Origin of the sequence: Pseudoalteromonas aquimarina (genome assembly GCF_049257255.1) — a bacterium.
Classification (GTDB): domain Bacteria; phylum Pseudomonadota; class Gammaproteobacteria; order Enterobacterales; family Alteromonadaceae; genus Pseudoalteromonas.
Map to the genome: position 1 here is coordinate 391716 of NZ_JBMMUG010000003.1, position 26923 is coordinate 418638.

General features: G+C 40.4%; 23 protein-coding genes and 1 pseudogene. 16 read left to right on the forward strand and 8 right to left on the reverse strand.

The genetic code is table 11. The features are described 5' to 3' along the window. Window positions 1-112: 112 nt before the first annotated feature. The 3 genes from AAEU29_RS09770 to AAEU29_RS09780 form a co-directional block, all read right to left on the reverse strand. Window positions 113-313 carry a hypothetical protein gene (locus AAEU29_RS09770; RefSeq protein WP_421973144.1) on the reverse strand — a complete coding sequence of 67 codons (201 nt, stop codon included), beginning with the start codon at window positions 311-313 and terminating at the stop codon, window positions 113-115. A gap of 90 nt (window positions 314-403) precedes the next feature. Then, window positions 404-682, reverse strand: a complete 279-nt coding sequence (maoP, locus tag AAEU29_RS09775) for a DUF413 domain-containing protein (RefSeq protein ID WP_421973145.1) — start codon at window positions 680-682, stop codon at window positions 404-406. Beyond that, a complete protein-coding gene (locus AAEU29_RS09780; RefSeq protein ID WP_421973146.1) occupies window positions 682-942 on the reverse strand; it encodes a hypothetical protein in 261 nt (86 codons plus the stop codon). Before AAEU29_RS09780 ends, maoP begins: the two co-directional genes overlap by 1 nt. Window positions 943-1069: 127 nt before the next feature. Between AAEU29_RS09780 and AAEU29_RS09785 the strand changes: the two genes are divergently transcribed. Continuing rightward, complete coding sequence (locus AAEU29_RS09785; protein ID WP_421973147.1) at window positions 1070-1900, forward strand: LysR family transcriptional regulator; 831 nt, start codon at window positions 1070-1072, stop codon at window positions 1898-1900. 63 nt (window positions 1901-1963) lie between these two features. Here AAEU29_RS09785 and AAEU29_RS09790 read toward each other — a convergent pair whose 3' ends face one another. The 5 genes from AAEU29_RS09790 to rimK all read right to left on the reverse strand — a co-directional run bounded on the left by AAEU29_RS09790 (window position 1964) and on the right by rimK (window position 6339). Beyond that, window positions 1964-2911, reverse strand: a complete 948-nt coding sequence (locus AAEU29_RS09790; protein ID WP_421973148.1) for a zinc transporter ZntB — start codon at window positions 2909-2911, stop codon at window positions 1964-1966. A gap of 61 nt (window positions 2912-2972) precedes the next feature. Then, on the reverse strand, window positions 2973-3836 hold the full coding sequence (locus AAEU29_RS09795; protein WP_421973149.1) for a mechanosensitive ion channel family protein: 864 nt from the start codon (window positions 3834-3836) through the stop codon (window positions 2973-2975). 116 nt (window positions 3837-3952) lie between these two features. Beyond that, window positions 3953-4384 (reverse strand): ATP-dependent zinc protease family protein, encoded by a 432-nt coding sequence (locus AAEU29_RS09800; protein ID WP_421973150.1) that lies wholly within the window; start codon window positions 4382-4384, stop codon window positions 3953-3955. Further along, window positions 4381-5415 carry a succinylglutamate desuccinylase/aspartoacylase family protein gene (locus tag AAEU29_RS09805; RefSeq protein WP_421973151.1) on the reverse strand — a complete coding sequence of 345 codons (1035 nt, stop codon included), beginning with the start codon at window positions 5413-5415 and terminating at the stop codon, window positions 4381-4383. The genes AAEU29_RS09800 and AAEU29_RS09805 overlap by 4 nt, the downstream gene beginning before the upstream one ends. Window positions 5416-5433: 18 nt before the next feature. Next, entirely contained in the window at window positions 5434-6339 is a 906-nt protein-coding gene (rimK, locus tag AAEU29_RS09810; RefSeq protein ID WP_372765837.1) for a 30S ribosomal protein S6--L-glutamate ligase, read from the reverse strand. A gap of 129 nt (window positions 6340-6468) precedes the next feature. Here rimK and AAEU29_RS09815 point away from each other — a divergent pair, with 129 nt between their 5' ends. The 15 genes and pseudogenes from AAEU29_RS09815 to AAEU29_RS09885 all read left to right on the forward strand — a co-directional run bounded on the left by AAEU29_RS09815 (window position 6469) and on the right by AAEU29_RS09885 (window position 26775). Further along, a complete protein-coding gene (locus AAEU29_RS09815) occupies window positions 6469-7311 on the forward strand; it encodes a LysR family transcriptional regulator (protein WP_421973152.1) in 843 nt (280 codons plus the stop codon). Between the two features lie 190 nt (window positions 7312-7501). Further along, on the forward strand, window positions 7502-8383 hold the full coding sequence (locus tag AAEU29_RS09820) for a diguanylate cyclase domain-containing protein (protein ID WP_421973153.1): 882 nt from the start codon (window positions 7502-7504) through the stop codon (window positions 8381-8383). A 567-nt stretch (window positions 8384-8950) separates the two neighbouring features. Continuing rightward, window positions 8951-9331, forward strand: a pseudogene (locus AAEU29_RS09825) (methyl-accepting chemotaxis protein); the annotation flags it as partial. Between the two features lie 84 nt (window positions 9332-9415). Then, window positions 9416-9778, forward strand: coding sequence for a CZB domain-containing protein (locus AAEU29_RS09830; RefSeq protein ID WP_421973340.1), 363 nt, complete (start codon window positions 9416-9418; stop codon window positions 9776-9778). A 240-nt stretch (window positions 9779-10018) separates the two neighbouring features. Beyond that, window positions 10019-11038 (forward strand): tryptophan--tRNA ligase, encoded by a 1020-nt coding sequence (trpS, locus tag AAEU29_RS09835; protein WP_421973154.1) that lies wholly within the window; start codon window positions 10019-10021, stop codon window positions 11036-11038. A gap of 319 nt (window positions 11039-11357) precedes the next feature. After that, on the forward strand, window positions 11358-11657 hold the full coding sequence (locus AAEU29_RS09840) for an isoamylase early set domain-containing protein (protein ID WP_274762227.1): 300 nt from the start codon (window positions 11358-11360) through the stop codon (window positions 11655-11657). Between the two features lie 5 nt (window positions 11658-11662). Continuing rightward, window positions 11663-13669: a 4-alpha-glucanotransferase gene (gene malQ / locus AAEU29_RS09845; RefSeq protein WP_421973155.1), complete on the forward strand. Its 2007-nt coding sequence runs from the start codon at window positions 11663-11665 to the stop codon at window positions 13667-13669. Continuing rightward, window positions 13656-15854, forward strand: coding sequence for a 1,4-alpha-glucan branching protein GlgB (gene glgB / locus AAEU29_RS09850; RefSeq protein ID WP_421973156.1), 2199 nt, complete (start codon window positions 13656-13658; stop codon window positions 15852-15854). The genes malQ and glgB overlap by 14 nt, the downstream gene beginning before the upstream one ends. Window positions 15855-15856: 2 nt before the next feature. Beyond that, on the forward strand, window positions 15857-17980 hold the full coding sequence (glgX, locus tag AAEU29_RS09855; protein ID WP_421973157.1) for a glycogen debranching protein GlgX: 2124 nt from the start codon (window positions 15857-15859) through the stop codon (window positions 17978-17980). Between the two features lies 1 nt (window position 17981). Beyond that, window positions 17982-20492 carry a glycogen/starch/alpha-glucan phosphorylase gene (locus tag AAEU29_RS09860; RefSeq protein ID WP_421973158.1) on the forward strand — a complete coding sequence of 837 codons (2511 nt, stop codon included), beginning with the start codon at window positions 17982-17984 and terminating at the stop codon, window positions 20490-20492. Next, a complete protein-coding gene (gene glgC / locus AAEU29_RS09865) occupies window positions 20485-21804 on the forward strand; it encodes a glucose-1-phosphate adenylyltransferase (protein ID WP_421973159.1) in 1320 nt (439 codons plus the stop codon). The genes AAEU29_RS09860 and glgC overlap by 8 nt, the downstream gene beginning before the upstream one ends. Before the next feature lie 9 nt (window positions 21805-21813). After that, window positions 21814-23361 carry a glycogen synthase gene (locus AAEU29_RS09870; protein WP_421973160.1) on the forward strand — a complete coding sequence of 516 codons (1548 nt, stop codon included), beginning with the start codon at window positions 21814-21816 and terminating at the stop codon, window positions 23359-23361. Between the two features lie 84 nt (window positions 23362-23445). After that, a complete protein-coding gene (locus tag AAEU29_RS09875; protein ID WP_421973161.1) occupies window positions 23446-24366 on the forward strand; it encodes a polysaccharide deacetylase family protein in 921 nt (306 codons plus the stop codon). Window positions 24367-24452: 86 nt separating this feature from the next. Next, entirely contained in the window at window positions 24453-24794 is a 342-nt protein-coding gene (locus AAEU29_RS09880; RefSeq protein ID WP_421973162.1) for a hypothetical protein, read from the forward strand. Beyond that, the gene (locus AAEU29_RS09885; RefSeq protein WP_421973163.1) at window positions 24787-26775 is read left to right on the forward strand and encodes a PQQ-binding-like beta-propeller repeat protein; all 1989 of its coding nucleotides are present in this window, start codon (window positions 24787-24789) and stop codon (window positions 26773-26775) included. Before AAEU29_RS09880 ends, AAEU29_RS09885 begins: the two co-directional genes overlap by 8 nt. Window positions 26776-26923 lie beyond the last annotated feature (148 nt).

Here is a 26923-nt window from a genome sequence, read left to right on the forward strand (position 1 = left end):
TTAAGACTTATTCAACTAAGAGAGGGAAATAACCGCCAAGGTGACGCTCTATAGATAAAACGCCAGTCTTGGAGGTTAGTAGTTAATTACTTGAAAGTATTGCTAATTCATTTTAATCGTAGAAATCAAAGTGGCTATCGGCAATTTGCTTATTGAGCTTCGCTTCATCTTTCAACAATTCAATTCGCTGCCATGGTGATAAGCGTTTCTTGCTTGTCACTTTCATTGGTGCAGGTTTGCCTGATGTGTAGGAAATTTGATATTTAACTTCCAACTCATCTTCATAGTCAAAATCAGATTCGTCAATTTCCATCTTTATATACCTTTTAACGCATCGTTTCGTGTTTTAAGTACAACGATTGAGTTTAAAAACACTGGCTTTTCAGCCACTTTTTGGCGATAACTAAAAGCCATTGCTTGTTGTCATCGCAAAGAGAAACTTTTGCCACAGTTTTACTGCGTAAAGCGTGGCGGTTTCATCACTATTTAATTCCATTACAAACATGGCTTCTTCGGCATTTTCTGGCGAAATCAAACCATTTTGTAAACCATACAAGGTGTCACCGTAAGCAACGAGCGCTTCAGATTCACTCGAGCTAAAGTAGCCGCTTTGTGATAACCCAAATGGGAAAATATGGTTAGCATGAAAAGGTGTTTTGCCTTTTCGTATTGCTGTTTCCACTAGTCTTCACCTTTGCCAACATAAGCAATTAACTCGCTATACGTTGCAAATGTTTCAAAGCCAGAACCTTCCAGCTCAGTGTTAACACAGTTGAGAATATTTGCTTCGTGATCACTGTCACTTTCCACTAGAATATCTTTACAATACTCTAGATAATTTAGGGCAATCGAAGGTGGCGCTTTTGCCACATCTTCAGCTTCAACAATCGCAGGATTTGCTACTACAAGTAGTCCAAATGCGACCATTTTTATGAGCTTCATTTCCAGTCCTCTGGGTTAGTTTCTGCGCTAAATTTAGGGCTAGTTAAGTAAAATGAAAAGCAAATAATTATTGTCGATATAACAAAAAATCTTTAGATTAATAGGGCAAATTTCACTAGGTAAGATTATGGATATTAAGGTTTTTAAAACGTTTATCGCGGTTGCTGAAAATCGACATTTTGGCAAAGCTGCAGAGCAACTTTATATTACGCAAGCAGCGGTAAGTGCTCGTATTAAACAATTGGAAGAATACTATGCAACACCAATGTTTATTCGTGATAAAAATAACCTTACCTTAACACCTGCTGGTAATGCGCTGTTACCTTTCGCTCATTTAGTCATTGAACAAATCGACCAATCAAAAGCCATTGTTGGTGTTGCAAGTCAACAAAAAGAGCTATTTAACATTGCGGCCACGCCAAATGTTTGGGATGCTTTTTTAAGTTCGCATATGAGTGAGCTTAACTCGTTATTAGAAACCGCTGTGGTAGGTACGGAAATTTCTGTGCGCGAAGCTATTCAGCGAAAATTAGACGATAAAAGCTTAAGCATTGCGTTTTTGCCCGATCCGATTAAAGACAGCGATTTTAGCAATACGCTGATTGGTTATTTTGATATTTCATTAGTGGGCACTGAGCCTGAATTTAGTGATGATGTGACAAATTATATTTTTGTTGATTGGGGTATTACGTTTGCAAAAGAGCACGCGCAGCAGCACAAAGTACAACCAATGCATCGCACATCAACTGCAACCATTGCGTTTGATTTAATGCTGGCACAAGGTGGCTTTGCTTATTTACCAACGCACCTTGTAAAAGACTATATCGCTTCTGGTCGCTTTTATAATGTAGCTAGTTCAATGCAATTAAAACGACCTGTGTATTTAACGCAAAAAAAATCAGCGCCACAAACGGCGCTGATAGAGAATGTAATTGCTCATTTAACCGCGAAACAGTAATTCTGTTTCGCTCAAAAGGGTCTTTTGACGTTTAAGTGCGTTTTGTAGCCGTGAAAACGGGCCCTATAGAAACTTCCAACGGCGAAACATTACTAAGGCAAACACACCGATACCCGTTAAAACACCACAAAACCAATAAAAGGCATTGGGATTATCAACGCCAGGCATGCCACCCACATTAATACCAAACAACCCGGTTAAAAAACCAAGCGGTAAGAAAATACCCGCGATAATCGATAGCATGTAGGTATTTCGGTTCATAACTTCACTGTTAATTTGCGAAATGCGGTTGTTAATTACATCAATTTGAGCAATATAAAAATCAATGGTATCGACGATACGCTCCAAGGTATCGAGCTGATTAGCAAGGTTGACTTCATATTCTTCAAATGCGCTAACAATATTTTTGTTCATTGCTGAAAGAGCATATAACTGCGGTTTTAAAAAGCGATTCAGCCTAAGCAATTTACGGTGTTGTACGCTTATTTCAGCAATTTCTTCATTATTAAATGCATCGTTATCTTGCGAATTAATAAAGTGTTCAATTGGCTCAATAACAGATTCAATTTTTGCATTGAGCTGGTTGAGAATTTCAATTACTAAGGATTCTAATGAATCCGGTCCTTGCCCATTTTTAAGTTGAGTTGCAACTGATTCAATTGCTCGAGAGCGTTGTAAATTACAAGTAATGACACGCTCAGGTGTGTACAACAAGCGAATCGTTAACATGTCGTCCGGTTGTTTGCCGGTATTTAGGTTTACGCCGCGCAGAATTAAAAAGAAACTGTCGTTATCAATTTGTTGGAAACGAGGGCGAGTATCTGTTGCTAGCAGTGAGGCAGAGATTGATTCATCAATGCCTAACTGTTGAAGCCACGACTCAAACTCAGCCGAGGAGCGATTACAATGTACCCAATAATTCTGTCCTTGCAGTTGTTCGTTGTCGTTAATCGCAGAAGCAGCAGCATCTGTATTTAGTTGCCAACCTTCAATAATAAAATCATGCTTCATTGTTGTCTTCCGTAATAAGTAAATGGGTTTGTAATAAACTGAACACGAACACTGGCGTGTGCTATTTCCTTACAATTTTCAACGTACCATCAAGATGAACATCGCGCTGTGGAAAGGCGATAACAATGTCTTGTTGTTTAAATGCTTCATCTAACGCGAAGCGAATATTGCTTGATACCAAGCGTAATCCACCTTCCACTTGCGAATTGATCCAAAAATACACTTCAAATAATAATGAATTGTCACCAAAATCTTGGAAAAACACCTGAGGCTCACGGCCGTTATCATTTAATGTTTCGCTTTGTGCGTTTGCTACTGCTAGCATAATTTCACGAACTTTTTGGCAATCGGTGCCATAGGCAACACCTACAGCTACAGTACCGCGCACCAATTTATCGCGCAGCGTCCAGTTAATTACTGTATTTTCAAGAAGTTTACTGTTTGGAATAAGCATATGAACGCCGTCTACGCGGCGAATTCGTGTCGAGCGGGTATTAATTTCTTCAACAATACCTTTAACACCTTCAACTTCTAAAAAATCGCCAATACGAATTGGCTTTTCACCCATTAAAATCCAGCCACTAATGAAGTTGTTGATAATGTTCTGCGCACCAAAACCAAAACCAATTGCAATCGCACCTGATAAAAACGCAAAGGCTGTAATTGGTACATTGAGCATTGATAGGGTGGTCATAAAGATAATGGCAAACGCAACAACGTATAAAATGCGCTGAACTAAATGAATTACATTAGGATCTTTATTCTTTTTGGTTAGGCGTTTGCCAATTAATTTAATTAAAAAATGGGCAAGCCAAATACTGGCAATCACCCATACAGGGACTGCAAGCACTTCGATTAGCGTGATAACACGTTCGTTAAATTTAAATAGTGGGAAGTTAAGCCAATATTTAATTTGTTCTAACATTAAAATTTCCTTTAACAGGGATAGTTTGCTTGGCATCTGTGCATTTGCGAGCCAATACAAATGCACAGAAAAGCAAGCAAAACGTGTTTATTGTGAGGTAAACACGTGCGTTAAATTTAGGCTTGAGAAGCAACAAAACCGTTGGACGGATCAATAAAGAAGTGATCGCCCATTGCTTGGCGCCCTAATAACATTAAGTAGGTCATATCCGAGCGGTCAGTTAAGGTTATTTCAATATCCCACTGATGATCACCTAATATTGCAGGTGTTTTAATCACATAACGTTGCTCACTCATTCCGTTTGATGACTTTACTTTGCGAATATCATGCAAAATTGCAGTACACCTTACGGTCTTTTCAACGTTGTGGATCTCTGGGTGAATATCAAAAGACACCGCAGGCTTTTTATCGATTTTAGTGCGTTGAATGTTATCTACATGCAGCGACGATGTTTGTGCGCCTGTATCCACACGAACCGTTAACTGATTAATACCAAGTTCGGGTAAATCAATGTTTTCAACATGACCAATTATCATTCGTTTGTTCATAGCAATCCTTCACTGTTTTCAATATGGTTTACTAATTCTTCCTCTACACTGCCAATATGTTCGGCAATTTCTTCATCGTCTTCTTTAAAGTAGGCGATGTGGTACATGGCTTCACCTTCTTGTACCAAAGGAATATTCTGTTTGCCAATAATGACACCACTTTTATTAGCGAGTACCTCAGTTAAAACATCACCATAAGGGCTGCCGATTTCGGCTAATACTTGCCCTTTTTTAACTTGATCTCCCAAGTTAAATAAGTGAGTCACAATGCCACTACTGGTTGCGCGAACCCAACCGCTATTATTAGCGATAAACTGATTGTCAGATTTTTTACGTGAGCGTCCTTTTGGCATCATTTTCAGATGGCGCAGAACATTGACGATGCCTTTGATACCAGCGCGAATTGAAAACTCATCAAAGCGCAACGCTTCACCGGCTTCGTAGAGCAATACTTTGGTGTCATTCGCCACCGCGGCATCACGTAAAGAACCTTCAATAATCTCAGAGTTCAAAATAACCGGAGCACCAAACGCATTCGCTAGTGCAAGGGTTTCTTCATCTGCAAGCTGTGCTCTAATTTGAGGTAAATTAGTGCGATGAATCGCCCCCGTGTGCAAATCAATGCCGTAATCACAGTGGCTAACGATTTCTTTTAAGAAAATATTTGCCACTCTGGCAGCTAATGAGCCTTTTGCAGACCCTGGAAAGCTGCGGTTTAAATCGCGTCTGTCAGGCATATAACGGCTTTGGTTTATCACACCGTAAACGTTTACCATAGGTACCGCAATTAAAGTACCAGACGAGATTTTGAACCCTTTTAAATTAATTAGGCGTCTTATTATTTCAATTCCGTTGAGCTCATCACCATGTACAGCCGCACTAATAAACATTGTCGGACCCGCTCTTTTTCCGCGGATAATATGTACCGGTAAGTGAACATCCGCATCGGTGTAAAGCTTAGCAACTGGCAAATCAATCTTCTTTGTTTCGCCAGGTAAAATAGTATGCTCACCAATTATCAATTTGTTCATATATGTGTTTATGCCTAATTAACCTTGACCTTTGGTTTTAGTTGAACCTGACTTTGCAGTTTTTTCTATAAACTCAACAAGTTTACCTGCCACATCTAAACCTGTTGCAGTTTCGATACCTTCAAGGCCTGGAGAAGAGTTTACTTCCATTACCATAGGGCCATTGTGTGAGCGAAGTAAGTCTACACCGCAGAAATTAAGACCCATTACTTTTGCCGCATTTACTGCTGTTGCACGTTCTTCTTTGGTTAGTTTTACAATTTCAGCGCTGCCACCACGGTGTAAGTTTGAGCGGAATTCGCCTTCTGCGCCTTGACGCTTCATAGCTGCAACTACTTTGCCACCAACTACTAGACAGCGAATATCGGCACCGCCAGCTTCTTTAATGTATTCTTGTACTAGAATGTTCGCTTTTAAGCCCATAAACGCTTCGATAATGCTCTCTGCGGCTTTAGCTGTATCAGCAAGTACTACACCAATACCTTGAGTACCTTCTAAAAGCTTGATTACTAAAGGTGCACCACCCACGTTTTTAATTAAGTCTTTAATATTATCTGGTTTGCGTGCAAAACCTGTACGCGGCAGACCTATACCTTTACGAGATAACAGCTGAAGCGAGCGAAGTTTGTCGCGCGAACGGCTGATTGCAACAGACTCATTTACATTGAATGTGCCCATCATTTCAAACTGTCTTGCTACAGCAGTTCCGTAAAAAGTTACCGATGCACCAATACGCGGAATAATCGCATCATATTTTGGTAATTCTTTACCGTGGTAACGAACCGCAGGACGGCTACTAGTAATGTCCATATAGCAGTGAAGTGTATCGATAATATCTGCTTCATGACCACGTGCAATACATGCCTCTTGAAGGCGACGAGTTGAATATAAGTTTTCGTTTCTAGATAAAATAGCAATTTTCAAAATTTGGCTCCCTTAATCGTTTTTAGTCCGATAATTTATATTAGGAAAGGTAGTTGATAATTAATAGAAATAGAAACAAAATAAAAATAGTCATTTAATAAAACATTTTTATCAAAAGGGTGGTTTTGCGTGAAAATCGAACTTTTAACTACTTTTTTAGAAGTGAGTCAAACATTACATGTACGTATTGCGGCCGAAAATCTATATCTTACGCAAGCGGCGGTGAGCAGTCGTATTAAACAATTAGAAGAAGAGCTCGGTGTGCAGCTATTTGACCGTACGCAAAAGCGTTTAAAGCTTACCGCAGAAGGTCATCGCCTTGTTAAGCATGCTAATGAAATGCTTATTATGTGGCAAAAACTAAAACAAGATGTGGGTGTTGCTCAGCCTAACTCCTACCAGCTGTTTGTTGGTTCAATGATGTCTATTTGGGATATTGTATTGCAAGACTGGTTACAAAAAATCCATCGTAATTTGGATGATGTGCATTTATTTACCCACACATATTCGCCGTTAGAGCTTAGAAAACAAGTGGTTAGCCGGTTAATAGATATTGCCTTTTTGTTTGAGCCACCGTTTATGCAAGATATTGTGAATGAAAAAGTGGCAACCGTACCGCTACAGCTAGTGTCAACAGATCGAGAAATGACGTTACACAATATTGAGAATATGGTGATGGTTGACTATGGTGAGTCGGTTAATAGCCAAATTTTACGTGATTACAGTGATTTAAATGCTATTCGCCACCATATGAGTCAACCAAGAATTGCGCTTAATTTTATATTAGAAGCGTCTGGCTGTGCCTATTTACCTAAGCAAATGTGTTTTGAGCATATTCGTAAAGGCAAACTTTTCAGAGTAGAAGGGTCTCCGGAATATAGTCGCGATATCTATGCTATTTATTTGGATAAAAGCTATAAAAAACAGATAATTAAAGATGCTCTTATGTTGTTTCCGTATATGCGAAGTTAATTAAATTTCCATTTAATAAAAATTTTTATTTGATTTTGCTATTTTGATTAATTTAATTTGTTGTCGTCGTTTTTTTAGACTGCACTTTTAGTATTGCCTGTTTAATTAATTGTTACTTTAAGTTTTTTTAGCATGATTAATTACGTTATTTAATCAATAATGTCGTAAATAAAGTGATGTTCAGAGCATTATGAATATACAAAAAATTCGTCAAGTGGGCATTTTTACAGAGTCACCTGAAGTGACAGCCTGGTTAGAGTGCACTTTAAAGCTAACTTCCATTGCGTTTGATAGTGTCTGCATCATTAATAAAACCAGTGATATTGCTTCCTCTTCTCCCTCGTTACTGATTGTTACTGAGCGAAAGTTTCGTACAACTTATAACTACTTGAGAAAAGTGAACAAACTCTTACCTGTTTTGGTGGTCACAAGTGACTTTAATGGTTTTTCAGTGCCTAATTCGTGCAAATTGACGATTGATATTTTACCGTTACCTGCGGCTACCATTGGTTTAGTTGAGCACAGTATTAAAGCGGTTTTTCAAGATTTTAAATTAAACCAAGAGCTAACCAAATTAGCACATTATGATGCACTGACAGGTGCCGCTAATCGCTTGCTATTTCAAGACCGTTGCAAGCAAGCACTTAAAATGGCAAAACGTAGTAAACGTGCGGTAAGCTTACTTTACTTTGATTTAGATGATTTTAAACCAATAAATGATACTTATGGCCATGATGTGGGTGATGAGTTATTAAGGCGATTCGTTCAAATTATTTCATCAGTAAGCCGTGAAACAGACACATTGGCTCGGTTAGGGGGAGATGAGTTTGCATTGTTATTGCCCGACACCCCTGAATCAGAACTTTCACAATTTTGCCAAAAAATAATACAACACCTTCGTGAGCCACAACAATTAAACGAGCACGAAATTGAAATAAAATGCTCAATTGGCGCAGTGTCTACATCGAGGGAAGAGCATGTCACGTTAATTCCGCAAAAGCTCATTAAAAAAGCCGATCAAGCAGTATACCGAGCAAAAGAAGTTGAAGGTTCAAGCTTTGTTATTATTTAAATGTGTTTTATTAGTTTTTTTTGACTAGAATCATAAAGTTGAGCAGTAATTTGTATTTTAAAGCTATAACAACTCTTTTAGAGTTATTAAGTCTTTCAAATACAATAATCTGTTCCTAAAATAGTCGAGAGCTTTCGCTTTTTGCCGATAACTCAATATCCGACGTTAAAACCTTCATTCCAGTATGGTGCTTTGCGCGATGCATGATCTGAGGCGTTTTCATTTCGTTACCCATTCACTAAATAAAAGAGGTGCTTAATGTTCTTAAATTGGGTGAACAAAAGTGAACTAGAAAAATTACAACTAGAAAATCAGCACTTAAAACAAGAAAATGCGAAATTAATCCAAGCGATAGAACAAGCTCAACAAGAAAATTTAAGTATTTCGGGCGACCTCGATATGCTTTCTGATAAAGCCCAGCATCAAGAGTCTTTGTGTAAATTATCTCTTCAGTCTGGTGATCTTTTAAGTCAAATTCGTGAAAGTTTGGCGGCATCTTCGACAGAATTAATCGCACATCGTGATGACTTTAATGCGTCACAGCAATTATTTGACCAAATCAAAGATATGCTCGCTTCCACAATTAGAGCAACTTCGGTGATTTCCAATGACTCACAAGAAGCCTCAAATTCTGTTGATGAACTGAATGAAGTAACTAAGGGAATTAATGACTTTGTCAACATTATCAAAGGCATCTCTGATCAAACAAACTTATTGGCATTAAATGCAGCAATTGAAGCTGCACGTGCAGGTGAGCAGGGCCGCGGTTTTGCTGTTGTTGCAGACGAAGTTAGAACGCTTGCACAGCGCTCAGCCGAAGCCTCAAATGAAATTTCAGCATTGATTGAACAAGTAAACAATCAGATGAAAGATGTGGTGACAAGTATTCGAGGTGTTGGTGAGAGAAGTATTAAGATTAGTGACAGTACAGGCTCTATCGATAAAACTGCAAATCGGATAGTTGAGTTTTCTCAGAATATGTACACTGTAATAACTAATTCAACTGCTGATGCATTCCTGCAAACGGTAAAAATGGATCATGTTGTTTGGAAAATGGAAGTTTACCAAGTGATGTTGGGGTTATCGAATAAATCACCAGAGGATTTTGCAGATCATACTATGTGCCGTTTAGGCAAGTGGTATTACGAAGGTGAGGGTCAGAGTAAGTACACTAGTTTTACAGCATTTAAGAAACTCGAAAAGCCACATGCGGAAGTGCACCAAAATGGTTTAGCCGCTTTAAATGCTAATCTCGCAGGAGATAAAAAAGCCGCAGCTCACTACCTTGCGCTGATGGAGTCTGCAAGCTTTGTCGTCGTCGAACAATTGTCTCAGTTGGCTAATCAAATTGCCGGCGAAGTGACATTTGTAAAAGACCATGCAGAGTTATTTTAAAACTCTGCTTTAGTTGTGATTCATTATTTTATTTAAAATTTGTGTTACAAGTGCCTGTTTGCTAAGGTGCTAGCGTTATGAAAAATACATTACATATTTCTACTATCACATCATTTACATCTTGGTGGCGCTCACAATAGAGCGGCGCAGGATTTTTACATTCTTAAGCTGCTGGTAGGTAGCTTAAGCAACGTGTCTTTTTTGTATCTCCAGTGGCTACTTTTCATCTTGGAGATACACATGAAACAAACAGCATCACAGCAAAAAGAAATAATTTTAACCGGCGATAGAGCTACAGGCCCTTTACATTTAGGGCATTTTGTTGGCTCATTAAAACAGCGCACCCAACTGCAACATCTGCACGAGCAAACCATTTTAGTCGCCGATATGCAGGGCCTAACCGATAACGCCCACACCCCTAAAAAAGTCAGCGAAAACATTTTAAATGTGGTGGCTGATTATTTAGCCGTAGGTATCGACCCTGTTAAAACCACTATTTGTTTGCAATCAAAACTGCCAGCACTTGCTGAACTCACCATGTTTTACAGTAATTTAGTTACTATTTCGCGCTTAGAGCGTAACCCAACGGTGAAAAGTGAAATTCAAAGTAAAGCCTTTAATCGTAGCGTTCCCGCGGGGTTTTTAACCTACCCAATTTCGCAAGCTGCGGATATCACAGCGTTTAACGCTACGCTTATTCCGGTGGGTGATGATCAACTGCCAATGCTTGAGCAAACCAATGAGATTGTAAGAAAAATAAATTCACTTGCGGGCAAACCGATTTTAAATGAATGCCGTGCATTATTAAGTAATGCGCCGCGCTTACCAAGTACCGACGGTAAAAACAAAATGTCTAAAACCATGGGCAACACCATTAATTTAGGCGCAAGCGAAAAAGATATTCGGACTGCGGTGAAATCGATGTACACCGATCCAAATCACTTGCGTGTAGAAGACCCAGGGCAAGTTGAGGGCAATGTGGTTTTTACCTACCTTGATGCGTTTCACCCAGAAACCGCCTATGTTGCTGAGCTTAAACAGCAATATCAACAAGGTGGTTTAGGCGATGGTACAACCAAAAAGATTTTAGAAGATTGCTTGCAAACACTTATTGCCCCAATTCGTGAAAAACGCGCGATGTATTTAAATGATAAAGCCCAACTAATCGATATTTTGCGTAAAGGCAGCGAACACGCCGACCATAAAACGCAGCAGGTTTTGTTTGATGTTAAAGAGTTATTTGGTTTGAACTTATTCTAGTCAAACGCTGCTTATTTGAACAAATAGGGTGCAAGCCTAATAACTCAGGTCTTGGTTTATCTATGAAATTAATTCACATTCGCATTAGATTTATTTGCTTGTACCTTGATTAATAACTTCTATACTCAGTTGGCTTATATTTTGCGTTAAAAGGATATATGGCGAATATTTAGTGTTAAATTGCATGATTTGCATCAAATTAGTGCATAAAAAATTTTTTATGCACTGTCACGAAGCGTAAATATTCCTATGTTTAGATAATCACAGTTATACGCTAGGCAGTTTGAAGCGTGTTAGTTAAATGGAAAGGAAAAGCACAATGTTAACTAAACGATTTTTTAAGACCAAGCAAGAAGCAGAAGTAACGTTCGAGTTTGCAGCAGAAGCAGACACAAAAGTGTCGTTGGCAGGTGAATTTAATGATTGGCAGCCAGTGACTATGAAGTACGTTAAAAAGGACAACGTTTTTCGTACCAAACTTCGCTTACCTATTGAACAAGATTTCCAATTTAAATACCTCGTTAATGAGCAAGAATGGCAAAACGACCATGCTGCGGATCACTACTTACTAAACGCGTTTGGTACTGATAATTCAGTTGTTTCTACTGTGCGAGCTTAATTTGAGTGAATGCAGTAGAACAATTGTGTTACCTGCAAGGAGTAGCACTCGATTATGTTGATTATTATGGTCAACAAACACGTATCGCAGATGATGTAAGACGACAAATTCTTACAGCCTGTGGCCATGATGTTACTAACCAAGACTACGTTTGCGACACTAACTTTCGCTTAGATGCGTTGCCTTGGCAAACAGTGCTTAATGCATTTCAAGTGACTTCAAGTGAACACGCTGTATTAAAAGTACGTGCGCAAAGCTTTGAGCCAGAAAAACACCTTGAAATTGTTATTTCTGAGGGTGAAACAGAGTTTTGCAGATTACACGTTGCGCTGACAAACAGCCTAGAAATTGGTGACTATGTTATCGATGGTGTGCGTTATTGTGAATATCAAATTGAGCTACCATCACTTGTTGCAAACTACTACCAAGTTGATGTTGTTTTCTCGTCTCAAATTACAAAAGCACAGTCATTCCGTGCGACTTTGGCTGTGGCGCCGCCAAGTTGTTTTGCGTTAGATGAAAACCAAAGGCCGTGGGGCATTTCTTGTCAGTTATATACCCTGCGCGATAAGCGCGAAAGTGGCTTTGGCGATTTTTCATCACTTAAAGAGCTTATTCAAAGAAGTAGTGAAAAAGGTGCGGATTATATTCTACTTAATCCATTGCATAAGTTATTTGCCAAAGAGCCTGAGCGTGCAAGCCCCTATAGCCCAAATGATCGTAATCAAATAAACCCGCTCTATATCAGTCCGCGTTTATGTATTGATTACACTTTGCCAAACGGTGAATATCGCTCAGACAATCAATTTATTGATTACAGCCAAGCGACACAGCATAAATATCAGTGCTTTAAGGTAATGTATCTTAATTTCTGTGAATTAGAGTTGGCAAAAAATACTGAACGAGCAGAGGATTTTAATACCTTTGTTGTTGTGCATGCTGACTGGCACTTATCCCAGTTCGATTATTACTTGCAGTGGGTCGCTAAAGAGCAGCTTGATTATTGCCAGCGCTATGCCAAAAACAAAGGCATGGCAATCGGCTTAATTTTAGATTTAGCGGTTGGTTGTTCGCGTGATGGCGAAGAGTATCAGCGCAATAAATCGCTCTTTGTTAAACATGCCAATATTGGTGCGCCGCCTGATCCATGGGCACGTGATGGACAAGACTGGGGCTTGGCAGTACAAGATCCAGTTAAATTAAAAGCCTCACATTTTTCTCATTTTATCGCATTAATTCGCGCCAATATGATTGCCGGTGGCCTGCGCATTGATCATGTTATGGGATTACTGCGGTTATGGTGGTGTGTTAGCGTTAATGACCAGCCAGCAGGCTGTTATGTCTATTACCCGTTTAAAGAATTATTAGCGCTCTTGTGTTTGGAAAGTCACTTAAATCAATGCATTGTCATTGGTGAAGATTTAGGTGTTGTACCAGAAGAAATTAAACTCGATTTAGATAATGCCCATGTTTATGGCAATGATATTTTCTATTTCGAAAAAGATGCAGCGGGTCAATTTCTATCGCCAAACGAACATCGTAAACATGCCCTTGTGATGATTGCCAACCATGATGTTGCGCCGTTTTATGCGTGGTGGCAAAGCATCGATATCCACACTCGTGAAAAATACCAGCTTTATTCAAATAATGAACAATACGGTTTCGATTTAACGCAACGAGAACACGACAAACTCGCATTGATTCATTGGTTGAAAAAAGCAAATGCGTTACCACAAAACGATGATGCAAAAAGCATTTACCGTGCATTGGTAATTAACCTTGCAACAACCAATTCGCAATTTTTATGTTTACAACTTGATGATTTAAGTGGTGAAACGCTTGCGGTAAACATCCCTGGAACCGATCAAGAATACCCCAACTGGCGACGCCGTCTTTCGTGCTCTTTAGCGACTATTTTTGGCCCTTTGAGCTCAGAAGAGCAAGACACACAAAATGAAGATAACGGTTTTTGGCAGTTGTTAAATGCTAGGAGAGATCATGTCAGTAGCTAATTTTGTTTCACTTAGCCAACTAAACGAAGAACAACACACGTTAGAAAAGGCCTATTCATTACAACGCGCTGATTTTATTAATGCGTTTAGCTTTTTAGGCAAGCATAGTATTAACAATGAGCTTGCGATCATTCGCTGCTTTGTTCCTGGTGCAAAAAATGTTGCAGTGCGCGCAAATAAACTAAATCTCGCGATGGAACAGTTTAAAGACTCCGCGTTATTTCAGCTTGTGGTGAGTAACAGTAAAGTTGCAGAGCCCATCGAGCTTGATATTGATTATGGTAATTGCCAAGTACAAGGTTATTTACCTTATAGCTTTTCTTCAAGCTTAGACGTTGATGCAATGTACTTATTTAATCAAGGCACTTTGGCACATGCATATCGTCATTTCGGTGCGCATGTAATAACGCATCAAGGGGTTAAAGGCACGCGTTTTACCGTGTGGGCACCTAATGCTAAAGCGGTGTCAGTAATTGGTGATTTTAATCATTGGGATGCCAGTTGCTACCCCATGCGCTTTCACCCAGCATCTGGGGTGTGGGAAATTTTTATCGGGGAAGATTTAAGCGATAAAAATTACAAATACAGCCTGCTAACCGAGCACAACCAGCGCATAGAAAAAGCCGATCCATTCGCGCTGCAAATGCAGTTGCCGCCCCATACGGCCTCGCGGGTAGCTAGCTTACCTACAAACCCAGCGCCAATTTCACCTATTAATAAATTCAATCAAGCAATCAGCATTTATGAAGTGCACTTAGGTTCGTGGCGTCGCAATGTTGAGCAAGGTAACGGTTATTTGAGCTACCAGCAACTTGCCGAACAATTGATCCCTTATGTATTAGATCTTGGTTTTACCCATATTCAATTAATGCCAATCAGTGAATTTCCATTTGATGGTTCGTGGGGCTATCAACCCGTTGGCCTTTATGCGCCAACCAGTCGTTTTGGCGATATCAATGAATTTGCAAAGTTTATTCGCCAAGTAAAGGCAGCGGGGCTGGGCGTACTAATTGATTGGGTGCCGGGACATTTTCCAAATGATCCCCACGGCTTAGCCATGTTTGATGGTACTCATTTATACGAACATGCGGATAAACGTCAAGGCTATCATCCAGATTGGAATACCCATATTTATAATTACGACCGTGCTGAAGTGCGCAGCTTTTTACTGTCGAACGCCACATATTGGCTGACAGAATTTGGTATTGATGGCATTCGTGTCGATGCGGTGGCATCGATGCTTTACCTGGATTACAGCCGCGAAGAAGGGCAATGGGTACCGAATTGTTATGGTGGCCGTGAAAACCTCGGGGCAATAAGCTTATTGCAGCACATTAATGCCAGCGTTTATGGTGAAAATCCAAATATTGTCACGATTGCAGAAGAATCTACAGCGTGGCCGGGAGTGACCAAGCCAACCGACCAATCGGGCTTAGGCTTTGGCTTTAAATGGAATATGGGCTGGATGAATGACAGCTTAGAGTACATGAAAAAAGATCCCATTTATCGCCGTCATCACCATAACGAGATGACCTTTTCATTAGTTTATGCGTTTAGTGAAAATTATATTCTGCCGCTATCGCATGATGAAGTAGTGCACGGAAAAGGCTCACTTATTAACAAAATGCCGGGAGATGACTGGCAAAAGTTTGCAAACTTACGTGCATTTTATGGCTTTATGTGGGCACATCCCGGTAAAAAACTACTGTTTATGGGCGGCGAATTTGCTCAATATCATGAATGGGATCATGACATTAGTTTGGATTGGCACTTACTTAATGAGGCGAAACATCAGGGTGTTTCTAACCTAATAAAAGCACTCAACACGCTGTATAAAACGCATCCGTCACTGTATCAACTGGATAATCGTGGCGAGGGCTTTCGCTGGATTGATGGTGGTAATGCTGAGCAAAGCGTTTTTAGTTTTATTCGTAAAACTAGCGACCAACCAAATGTGATTGCGATTTGCAATTTTACCCCAGCGGTTCGTGAAAATTTTAAATTAGGCGTGCCAAAAGCAAAAGGTTACCAGTTGGTGCTAAACACTGATGACATTCAGTTTGGTGGAAGTGGCGTGTTGGTTGAAAGCGATGTCACTGTGTCAGATGAAGAAAATCATGGCTTTAAGCACAGTATTTCGTTAACGCTTGCACCGCTTGCAACCTATTACCTTGTGGAGAAATAACTGTGTCTGCGCGCTTTGCAATACGACCCGGAAACACTTCACCACTTGGTGCAACACCAAGTGAAAATGGCACTAATTTCGCGCTTTTCTCAGAAAGGGCAAGCAAAGTTGAGATCTGTTTGTTTGATCAAAGTGGTCACAGCGAAATTGCGCGTATTCCGCTTTACCGTGACGAGCAAGGTATTTGGCATATATTTATTCGCGGCGTTGGCCAAGGTCAGCTTTATGGTTATCGGGTTTATGGTGACTATAACCCGAAAAAAGGTCACTATTTTAATGCAAATAAATTGCTACTAGACCCGTATGCTAAATCCTTATTTGGCGAATTTAATTGGGGCAATTCGCATAAAGCTGATGAAGCTTACAGGCACTTAGATTCGGCAACGGATATGCCAAAATGCAAAGTCTCAGTGTTGCCACATTATCAAGGCACAAGGCCAAATATCCCCTGGCATAAAACGGTCATTTATGAATGCCATGTCAAAGGTACTACCAAGTTATATCCGTCAATCCCAGAAGAACTTCGCGGTACTTACCTAGGTTTGGCTCACCCAAATTTTATTTGGCATTTAAAAAGCTTAGGTGTGACTGCTATTGAATTATTACCAGTTCACAGTTTTATTAGTGAAGCGTTTTTACCAGAGCGCGGTCTTAGCAATTATTGGGGTTACAACACACTTAATTTTTTCACACCTCATTTAGCCTATGCACACACCAAGCAGGAACAAGAATTTCAGCAGATGGTTTCGGTACTGCACGAAGCGGGTATTGAAGTAATTGTTGATGTGGTATTTAACCATACTGCGGAAGGTAATGAACAAGGGCCAACCTTGTCTCTGCGCGGCATTGATAATCAAGCCTATTACCGCTTACAACAAAATAACTTTGCTTTTTATGTTAATGATACAGGCTGTGGTAACACCCTAAATATTTCACATCCTAAAAGTTTGCAGTTGGTAATGGATAGCCTGCGTTACTGGGTGCAAGTGTATGGAGTTGATGGCTTTCGTTTTGATTTGGCGAGCATTTTGGGGCGTGATCAAGATGGTTTTAAAAAGCATCACACCTTTTTTCAAACCCTTGCCCAAGACCCAATTTTAAAAGGTATTAAGCTTATCGCAGAGCCATGGGACTTAGCGATTGATGGCTATCAACTGGGTAATTATGTTGCTCCATGGCGCGAATGGAACGATCAATACCGCGATACGGTACGCAGCTTTTGGCGTGGCGATATGAGCATGTTGCCAGAGTTTGCCCGTTTCTTTCATGGCTCAAGCCATTTGTTTGAGAAAAAAGGGCGTGCGGTTACGTCCAGTATCAACTTTATTACCGCCCATGACGGTTTTACCTTGGCCGATTTAGTGAGTTATAACAACAAACATAATCTTGCCAACCAAGAAGAAAATCGCGACGGGCACGACCATAATCTATCCAATAACTGGGGCTTTGAAGGTGTCACAGACGATACAGATATCAATGCACTACGTTTGCGCGCACAAAAGAACTTTTTACTGACACTGTGCTTATCAAATGGTGTTCCCATGTTGTGCGCTGGCAGCGAAGTTGCACACTCGCAAGGCGGCAACAACAATGCCTATTGCCAAGATAACGAAATTAGTTGGATCGATTGGCAAATTGATGGTCTTGACGATACGCAGCAGCACCCGCTTTATCAATTTATTAGTCGCGCATTAAAACTGCGCAGTGAATTTTCTTTATATCGCCAAAGTCAGTTTATTCACGATGATGATCCGCGTTTTAGTGTTACTTGGCTAAATGAACACGGCGCGTTAATGCAAGATGCTGACTGGCATAATCCAAATGGCCATTGTCTTGGCTATTTAATGGAAGATATTCAAGACGATAAAGCGCTGTTATTACTGTTTAATGCCTCTAGCAAAAATGTAATGTTTAAATTACCTGAACAAGAAGCCCATCACTGTTGGCGTATCCGCCTTTATTCTTATTCAGACGAGCGCGATGAAGAATGTTTAGCGCCTGGCCAAACGCTATTACTCAATAGCTACAGTGCCTGGGTGCTTTCCAGCCATATCAAAATGCCTGCAAATACGCAGGAAGATAATGATACGTCCCATACGTTCAATTTAACTAAGCAAGGAGTTTAGTGTGAACAAACAATCAAACTTAGCGAAAAAGAAAACTACCTTGTCACCTAGTGTGATTGAAAATTCCGACTTAAGTGAAGATTTATATCGCCATTTTTATTACACCTTAGGGCGCGATCAGGTGAATAAGTCGCAGCGTTACTTGTATCAGGCGCTGGCGCTAACCATTCGAGACAGATTGGTGGCAAAATGTCGTCACACAAATCAACAGCGCGACAGCGCACCTCACAAACAAGTTGCTTATTTATCGCTAGAGTTTTTAATGGGGCGTGCACTAAACAATGCCATTTTAAATTTAGATTTAGCACCTGAAGTAACCGAGGCACTTACCCAATATGGCAGTGAACTTGAGCAAGTTGCGGCGGCAGAGCATGATGCAGGCCTTGGCAACGGCGGTTTAGGGCGTTTAGCCGCGTGCTTTTTAGATAGCTGCGCCACACTAAAATTGCCTGTGGTTGGCTACGGTTTACGTTATGAATATGGCATGTTTAATCAATCGCTTGAGCAAGGGCGTCAAATTGAACAGCCCGATCACTGGCTACATGAAGGTCACCCGTGGGAAATTGCCGCGCCAGAGCAAAGCCACCGAGTAAAATTCTTTGGTCATGTGGAAGTGTATAAAGACAAACATGGCCGTGAGCATCGCAACTGGGTGAATACCCAAGATGTTTTAGCTGTGCCATATGATGTGCCGATTCCCGGATACCGCAATGACGTGGTTAACCGTCTACGCCTTTGGAAGAGCGAAGCAACAGAAGAGTTTGACTTAAGAGAGTTTAATGCGGGCAGTTACCCAGAAGCGGTAGCTAAAAAGAACCAAGCTGAACAAATCACTATGGTGCTTTACCCGAACGATGCCAGCGAAAATGGTAAAGAACTGCGTTTACGTCAGCAATACTTTTTATCAAGCGCAACACTGCAAGACATCATTGCAAAATGGGTTAAACAATACGGAGAAGATTTCCATAACTTCCCGAAATACCATGTTTTCCAATTAAACGATACACACCCAAGCATTGCAGTGGCAGAGCTGATGCGTATTTTACTGGATGATCATCAGCTTGATTGGGATAAAGCATGGCAAATTACCTCAAGTACTATGGCATACACCAATCACACCTTGTTGCCGGAAGCATTAGAAAAATGGCCAGTAAGGTTATTTGAGCGTTTACTGCCGCGTTTACTTGAAATTATTTACGAAATTAACGCGCGTTTTTTACAGCAAGTAGCCACCTGCTGGCCGGGTGATACACAAAAACAACGCGATATGTCACTAATTGAAGAAGGGCCTGAGCCCAAAGTGCGTATGGCATATTTAGCCATTGTTGGTTCGTTTTCGGTAAATGGTGTGGCAGCGCTTCATACTGAGCTACTCACTAGCGGCTTATTTAGCGATTTTTATGCGCTGTGGCCAGAGCGCTTTAATAACAAAACCAATGGGGTAACACCACGGCGTTGGTTGTCGCATTGTAACCCTAAATTAGCGCACTTAATTAACCAACAAATTGGCGACGATTGGGTCAGCGATTTTAGTAAAATTAATGCGTTACGTGCAAAATTTGATAACAAAGCGCTGCATAAAAAGTGGCAACAAGTAAAGTTTGAAAACAAACAAGCGCTGGTGGATTTAGTAAAACGTGAAACTGGCGTGGAGTTTGATGCAACCATGCTGTTTGATGTGCAAGTAAAGCGTATTCATGAATATAAGCGCCAGTTACTCAATATTTTGCATGTTATTCACCTTTACGAACGTATTCGCGAAGGGGAACTTGAAGGCTTTACACCGCGCTGTGTGTTATTTGGTGGTAAAGCAGCGCCTGGTTATTTTATGGCGAAGCTGATTATTCGTTTAATCAATCATGTGGCGGATGCCATTAACAATGACCCAGCTGCCAAACCTTATTTGCGTGTCGCATTCTTGCCTAATTATAACGTTACGGCGATGGAAACCATCTGCCCTGCAACCGATCTCTCAGAGCAAATTTCGACGACTGGCAAAGAAGCGTCGGGCACTGGCAATATGAAATTTATGATGAATGGGGCACTCACCATTGGCACCTTAGATGGTGCAAATATTGAGATTTCAGAGGCTGTAGGCCTTGATAACTTCTTCTTATTTGGTGCCAAAGCTGAGCAATTAGCGCAAATTCGTGAGCATTATAACCCCAATGAAATTATTGCAAATTCGCCTAATTTATCTCGCGTCATGACGTTATTGGAAAGTGGTCATTTTAATTTATTTGACCCAGACTTATTCCAGCCATTAATTAATTCAATCCGTGACAATCATGACCAATGGCTAACAGCTTACGACTTTGATAGTTACGTGAAAGCACAAGAGGCAGCAGCTACGCTTTACCAAGAGCAAAGTGCTTGGACTCAGAAGAGTATTTTAAATACGGCCGCATCAGGTATGTTTTCGAGCGACCGCACAATTAGCCAATACAACAGTGATATTTGGCAAGCAAAGGCAATCGAATTCAACAAGGCACAAGGAGACCGCAATGCCTAATTCTGCAAATCGTTATATTAGTAACCTTACCCGTGATACGTATGCACTTATTTTGGCAGGTGGACGAGGTTCACGCCTTAAAGAGTTGACGGATTGGCGTGCTAAACCCGCAGTGTACTTTGGTGGCAAATTTCGCATTATCGACTTCCCACTATCAAACTGCATTAACTCAGGCGTGCGCAAAGTAGGTATTGCTACGCAGTATAAATCGCACAGCTTAATTCGCCATGTGAATCGCGCGTGGGGTCACTTTAAAAAGGAATTAGGTGATTCAGTTGAAATTTTACCAGCGTCACAACGTTACAGTGATGATTGGTACTGTGGCACTGCCGATGCGGTGTATCAAAATATGGATATTATTCGTCACGATTTACCTAAATACGTAATGATCTTATCGGGCGACCATGTTTACCGTATGGACTATGGTGAGTTGATTGCTAAGCACGTAGAAACGGGTGCGGACATGACAGTATGTTGTTTGGAAGTGCCAGTGGAAGAAGCTGCCGGTGCTTTTGGTGTGATGGCGGTTAATAACGAAAAACGCGTACAGCGCTTTGAAGAAAAACCAGCGAACCCTGCGCCATTACCGAACGACCCAACTAAGTGTTTAGCATCGATGGGTAACTATGTGTTTAATACTGAGTTTTTGTTTGAGCAATTGAAAAAAGACGCACAGAACAGCTGCTCTGGTCGCGATTTTGGCCACGACATTATTCCATCAATAATTGAAGAGCATAATGTGTATGCGTATCCATTTAGAGATACACGCCAAGGCGGTACACCGTATTGGCGCGATGTAGGTACACTAGATTCGTTCTGGGAAGCGAATATGGAATTAGTATCGCCAACGCCATCGCTTGATTTATATGATAGAAATTGGCCAATTTGGACCTATCAAGAACAGTTACCACCCGCTAAATTTATTTTTGATGATGAAACACGTCGCGGTATGGCGGTGGATTCAACGGTGTCGGGTGGTTGTATTATTTCTGGCTCAACCATTCGTAAATCACTGCTGTTCTCAAATGTGCACGTGCATTCTTACTGCACCGTCGAAGAAGCGGTGATTTTACCGGGTGTAGTGATTAACCGAAACTGTATTATCAAAAAAGCCATTATTGATCGCAGCTGCGTTATTCCTGAAGGCTTAAACATTGGGGTTGATCATAAACAAGATGAAGCCAATGGCTTTAGAATTTCAAGTGGCGGCGTGGTGCTTGTGACGCGCGATATGATTGCTGCACTGGCAAAAAAGTCGCAAGAAGCGGATGCTAAAAGTAGTGAATCTTCAAGCCAAGCGGCGATTGCATAAGAGGACTGTATGCGAATTTTGATGTTAGCGGCTGAAAATGATTGTATTTCGGGCGCGAAAGTTGGCGGTGTCGCCGATGTAATTCGCGATGTGCCACAGGCACTTGCAGAGCATAACATTAATGTGGATGTGGTGATCCCAGATTATGGTTATTATCACAGCCATTATAACGGTGAGTGTGTCGCAGAAGTGAGCTTTTCATTCGCTCATCAGCAACACACAGCTTACCTTTATAAATTGCATGCAATTTCAAGCGACAAAGTGACACAGTATGTGGTGGTGCATCCGCTCTTTCAACAAGCAGGGGAAAGCCGGGTTTATTGTCATGATGAAGATAACCGCCCATTTGCCAAAGATGCCACCAAGTTTGCGCTTTTTTGTAATGTCATTGGCGAATGTATTTTACAGGGGCATTTAGCGGCAGATATTTTTCATTTGCATGATTGGCATGCAGCAACTTTGGCTGTGCTACTGAAGTTTGATACACGCTATCGTGATTTTGCAAACACAAAGCTGGTATACACAGTTCATAATCTCGCGCTACAAGGTACGCGACCATTTAATGGCGATGATTCAAGCTTAGAGGCGTGGTTTCCAAGTTTAAGTTACGACGGCCAGCAATTATGCGACCCGCGTTACCCGTTTTGTTATAACCCGATGCGTGCAGCAATCAGTTTAGTTGATAAAGTACACTTTGTATCAGACAGTTATGCCGAAGAGGTGCTCTGTGCCAGCGACCATCAAAATGGTATATATGGCGGCGAGGGGCTGGAGCATATTCTAGCTGAAAATAGTGACAAACTGGTTGGTATTTTAAACGGCTGTGAATACAGCAATGAACCTGAGCCGAAAGTCACGTTAGATTGCTTTTTACGCAGCAGTAAATCTTGCCTTCGAAACTGGATGAGTCGCTTTGAGCAACTAAAAACCGTGCATTACCTTGCTAACGAGCAAATATCGCTTTGGCAAGATAGTCCTCAGTTTAAAGGCCCCATTGTTTCTAACATTGGTCGATTAACCGAGCAAAAAGTACGTTTGCTAGTTGAGCGCATTGATGGCGAATTAGTGTTAAGTAAGTTGCTGTTCGATTTAGAACAAAAGGGCGGGCGTTTTATTATGCTTGGTAGCGGTGATAGCCACTATGAATTTGTCCTAATGCAGTTGATGGCAAAGCACAGTAACTTTTTGTTTTTAAATGGTTATGGGCAAAGCTTATCGGATGATTTATACGTGCTAGGTGATATGTTTTTAATGCCAAGTTCATTTGAACCATGTGGCATCAGCCAAATGCTTGCGCTAAAAGCAGGGCAACCTTGTATCGTGCATGGGGTCGGCGGTTTAAAAGATACGGTCAAACACCACGAAAACGGCTTTGTATTTGAGGGTAATACTATTGGTGAGCAAGTAGTTTCATTGCAAAATGTGTTTAATGATGCACTTAATTGTTATATGAACGAAAGTAGCCATTGGCAAACTATGATCAGTACCGCAAAAGCCAGCCGCTTTAGTTGGCAAAGCAGTATAGAGCAGTATTTATCTAAGCTTTATAACAATTAATGTTATAAATAACAGCTAGTTGCATTGTTTAAATTAAATACCAATGTTAGGGTGACTAATTAACATTAGTCATCTTTTTTATTTATGAAACCTCTTTTTTTTACAGCAGCTATTATTCTCTCGTTGTTATTTGCAAACACTACAAGCGCAAAGCAAATCGCCTTTTCTTTTGATGACGCACCGAGGCAAGCAACTGGCTATTTTGATGGGCCAACGCGCGCGAAAACACTGATTAAAGAACTAAACGATCACGGCATAAAACAAGCGGCATTTTTTGTAACCACACGCCATTTAAATGAAGAAGGCAAAGCGCGATTAAAAGCGTACGCAAATGCTGGACATATTATTGCCAATCACACCCATACCCATCCTGATATCAACAAAACCAGCTTAGAAGATTATTTGCAGGAAATTACAACCGCCCATAATCAAATTAAAGACTATCCAAACTTTAAAGCTTGGTTTCGCTTCCCCTATTTGCGAGAAGGCGACACTCAACAAAAGCGCGACGGCGTGCGTGCTTATTTAGCTAAAAATGATTACAGCAATGCATATATCACACTTAATAACTACGACTGGTACATTGAAAACTTGTTTCAAGATGCACTAAAAAATGGCAAAGAAGTCGACTTTGATAAACTAAAAGAGTTTTACATCGATGTAATTATACAAGGTGCACAATACTATGATGAATTGGCGGTAAAATATTTAGGTCACTCGCCAAAACACGTTATTTTGCTGCATGAAATGGATATTACTGCCCTGTTTGTTGGCGATTTAGCCGATGCTTTTCGCGAAAAAGGGTGGCAAGTGATCTCGCCAGAAAAAGCCTACCAAGACCCAATTGCCAGCTACCAAACCGAGCGCATTATGAAATATAACCCCGGGCGCATTGGCGAAATTGCAAAAGACAAAGGACAAACTAAACAGCTTTGGCACAACACCTTAGATGAAACGTATCTAAAAGCACGCTTTGACAAGGAAGTGGTGAAAACTAGATTCTAATCTCTATTTTTATACAACCGAATGCTTAAAATTTGGATTATAAGGGGAAATCAGGTTAGGTACTCTAGGGCTTAAGTAATTTTATTTTGGAAGTGAAAACAAATGACGATGTGCACCCATCAGAGGCCAATTCAGGCTATAAATGGGTTTTTACACCCGATATGATCCCAAACTCCAGAAAGCTACATAACGTTCCAAGCGATGCGTTGATAAAAGAATATGAAGAGAAGTTGCTTAAGCACACGATTGATCACTTAAAGAATGATGAAAAAGCTCTGAAAACTCTTATAGATAAAACAGGACTAGATAGTTCGAAGCTCGATCAATTCGAACTTGACGAATATCTTGATGATTTAGCTAAAGAATTAAGCGATGCTAAGTTTTTTGAAATCACAAAATTTAAACATATAGTAAAAAACAATGATTAGAATTTATTCAGCTACATGCAAACAATACGAGTTGTTTTTAGAAGATAAAAATAGCACGGTATTTTCAACTCAACTTGAAGACTCGGCACTCAGTATAACTAATGATGGACTGAGGATATGCCACTATTCATCGACTGAAAAATTTGTATTTGCAGAAAACCTGTTAGGTGAAAATCAAATATTGATGGGGTCGGATAAAAAAGGGTTTAAGTTTGCGAACTCATCACTTGAACTTGATTCAAGTTTATTTATTTCACCATACGGCATGTTTGAGAGTAAATCTGGTTTCATTACTGGAGATGTAAGGAATGATAAAAAAGACTTAGTTACTTATGCATATCATATTAATGGTGAATTATATTACTGTGAGCCATACATAATGATTGAATATGTCGATGACAAATTTATCTATGGTAAGCATAAAAGGACGTTTTATAAAAAATTTGATAGTAAATTAAATGAACTTTGGTCGTTCAACATCCCTTATAAAGTTCGAGGCTATTTTACCAAGAAAAAACCTATCCGCTATGGTCATAAACTAATTTGGTTTGTCGGACCAACAGGGGCACATGGAACTTATAATGAAGGTGGTCTCCTTGTCGGGTTAGATGACAATACAGGCCAACTTATTTGGCAAAAAGAGTTTGTGAATGCGTTAGATACTACCTGCATTGATGAAGGCATTTTATATGTGGGTACCTTTGAAGGGGTGTATTTACTTAACCCTGAAACAGGTGAAACACTTAATTTTATTAGTTCAGGTCACAGCGAACAAACTAAAACCTGCCGTGGCCGGGGCTATGCTGAAGTAGTGGGCAATTTGATTTACTACACCCATGAAGCCAGTTTTACGTTAACGATTTTTGATAAAACATCGCTGCAACAAGTAAAGCAATATCAATTACCTGACAGTATTCGACCGAGCAAACATTTATTTACCCACCCAAAAACCGGCGTAATGTACTTTTACGGTTTTCAAGACAAAATCGACATTGGTGGCAGCTATTTATTAGAGCTAAACCCCGCTGAGAGCAAAACTCAGGTGTATTTTGAAGAAAAACCTACGATATCCCATGAATTTGTGCCAACTGAAGCAGATGCCAATGAATGTGATTTAGTGATTACCATAGACACCCCGTCACTTGATGATGCCATTCGATACGGCGAGATTGTAACCCGAGACTTAGCCAAGCAACATGGCGATACTGTGGCAGAGCCTCAGGCATGGGAAATTCGCTATAACCGTTACCCTGATAAACGCTTTAACGGTACTATTAAGGTTATTTTTAAAGGGTGTGTTGCCGAAAGTGAACTCATTAATGAGCGCCTAGCGGTGTTTGAAAAGCGTTTTTTAAATTGGATGAATGATATTAACCCAATAACTGGTTGGAAAAACGGGAAATCAAACCGCCAATTAGCAAACCTAATTGCCGTCACAGCCGATAAAGCCAATGAGCTAATAGCTAACAAGCCGATAACCACACCTAAGAACGAGCAGGCACATGCTTTCAGCCAATATACGTTAGCGGATTTGCTGGATGCAGTGATTGGTCAAGCACCTCCTGATGACTCTGATTTCTATTCACAGTTGAAACACGTTGCAGAAAAAACCATAAATGAAAGTAAAGAAACTGAGTTTAAAGCGATAGCATCAGCCTATCTTTTAATGGCGGTGTATTATCAAAACGAAAACGATGTAACTGAAAAACAAGCCGCGTTTGCAAAAGCAGCCGAGTATGGCAGTGTAAACGGTGCCATAGAGCTGTTATCAGAAGTGTATTTCGATAGTTTAGCGCTAACAATACAAGCAACAATCATCGCCATGAACAAACAAGATAACGAAATGTGGAGTTGCCAAGAGGATGTTGATTATATATTTGAAAAAATGCCACAACAGCAGCGTGATGAAATAAATAACAACGCACAAGCGATACTCAATAAATGGCAAGCAGCAAAGTTTGAAAGCTTTTATCTGTATTAACTTGATGGTTTTAGAATCAACGATTCTGACCTCATTGATTCGAAAAGGTGGAAGCGCTTTGACCTTAGTAAAGGTGGTCAGGGGCTGCACAAACAGTTTTATTTAGACCGTGTTTTAACCGCGCAAATAAACACCCAGCAAAAGATTG

Coding starts and splice junctions, on each gene's coding strand:
- AAEU29_RS09785 (WP_421973147.1), top strand. CDS start 1,070: ATGGATATTAAGGTTTTTAAAACGTTTATCGCGGTTGCTGAAAATCGA.
- glgC (WP_421973159.1), top strand. CDS start 20,485: ATGCCTAATTCTGCAAATCGTTATATTAGTAACCTTACCCGTGATACG.
- AAEU29_RS09875 (WP_421973161.1), top strand. CDS start 23,446: ATGAAACCTCTTTTTTTTACAGCAGCTATTATTCTCTCGTTGTTATTT.
- AAEU29_RS09800 (WP_421973150.1), bottom strand. CDS start 4,384: ATGAACAAACGAATGATAATTGGTCATGTTGAAAACATTGATTTACCC.
- AAEU29_RS09795 (WP_421973149.1), bottom strand. CDS start 3,836: ATGTTAGAACAAATTAAATATTGGCTTAACTTCCCACTATTTAAATTT.
- glgB (WP_421973156.1), top strand. CDS start 13,656: ATGTCAGTAGCTAATTTTGTTTCACTTAGCCAACTAAACGAAGAACAA.
- AAEU29_RS09805 (WP_421973151.1), bottom strand. CDS start 5,415: ATGAACAAATTGATAATTGGTGAGCATACTATTTTACCTGGCGAAACA.
- AAEU29_RS09770 (WP_421973144.1), bottom strand. CDS start 313: ATGGAAATTGACGAATCTGATTTTGACTATGAAGATGAGTTGGAAGTT.
- AAEU29_RS09870 (WP_421973160.1), top strand. CDS start 21,814: ATGCGAATTTTGATGTTAGCGGCTGAAAATGATTGTATTTCGGGCGCG.
- AAEU29_RS09820 (WP_421973153.1), top strand. CDS start 7,502: ATGAATATACAAAAAATTCGTCAAGTGGGCATTTTTACAGAGTCACCT.
- AAEU29_RS09840 (WP_274762227.1), top strand. CDS start 11,358: ATGTTAACTAAACGATTTTTTAAGACCAAGCAAGAAGCAGAAGTAACG.
- AAEU29_RS09780 (WP_421973146.1), bottom strand. CDS start 942: ATGAAGCTCATAAAAATGGTCGCATTTGGACTACTTGTAGTAGCAAAT.
- trpS (WP_421973154.1), top strand. CDS start 10,019: ATGAAACAAACAGCATCACAGCAAAAAGAAATAATTTTAACCGGCGAT.
- AAEU29_RS09790 (WP_421973148.1), bottom strand. CDS start 2,911: ATGAAGCATGATTTTATTATTGAAGGTTGGCAACTAAATACAGATGCT.
- AAEU29_RS09885 (WP_421973163.1), top strand. CDS start 24,787: ATGATTAGAATTTATTCAGCTACATGCAAACAATACGAGTTGTTTTTA.
- AAEU29_RS09830 (WP_421973340.1), top strand. CDS start 9,416: ATGGATCATGTTGTTTGGAAAATGGAAGTTTACCAAGTGATGTTGGGG.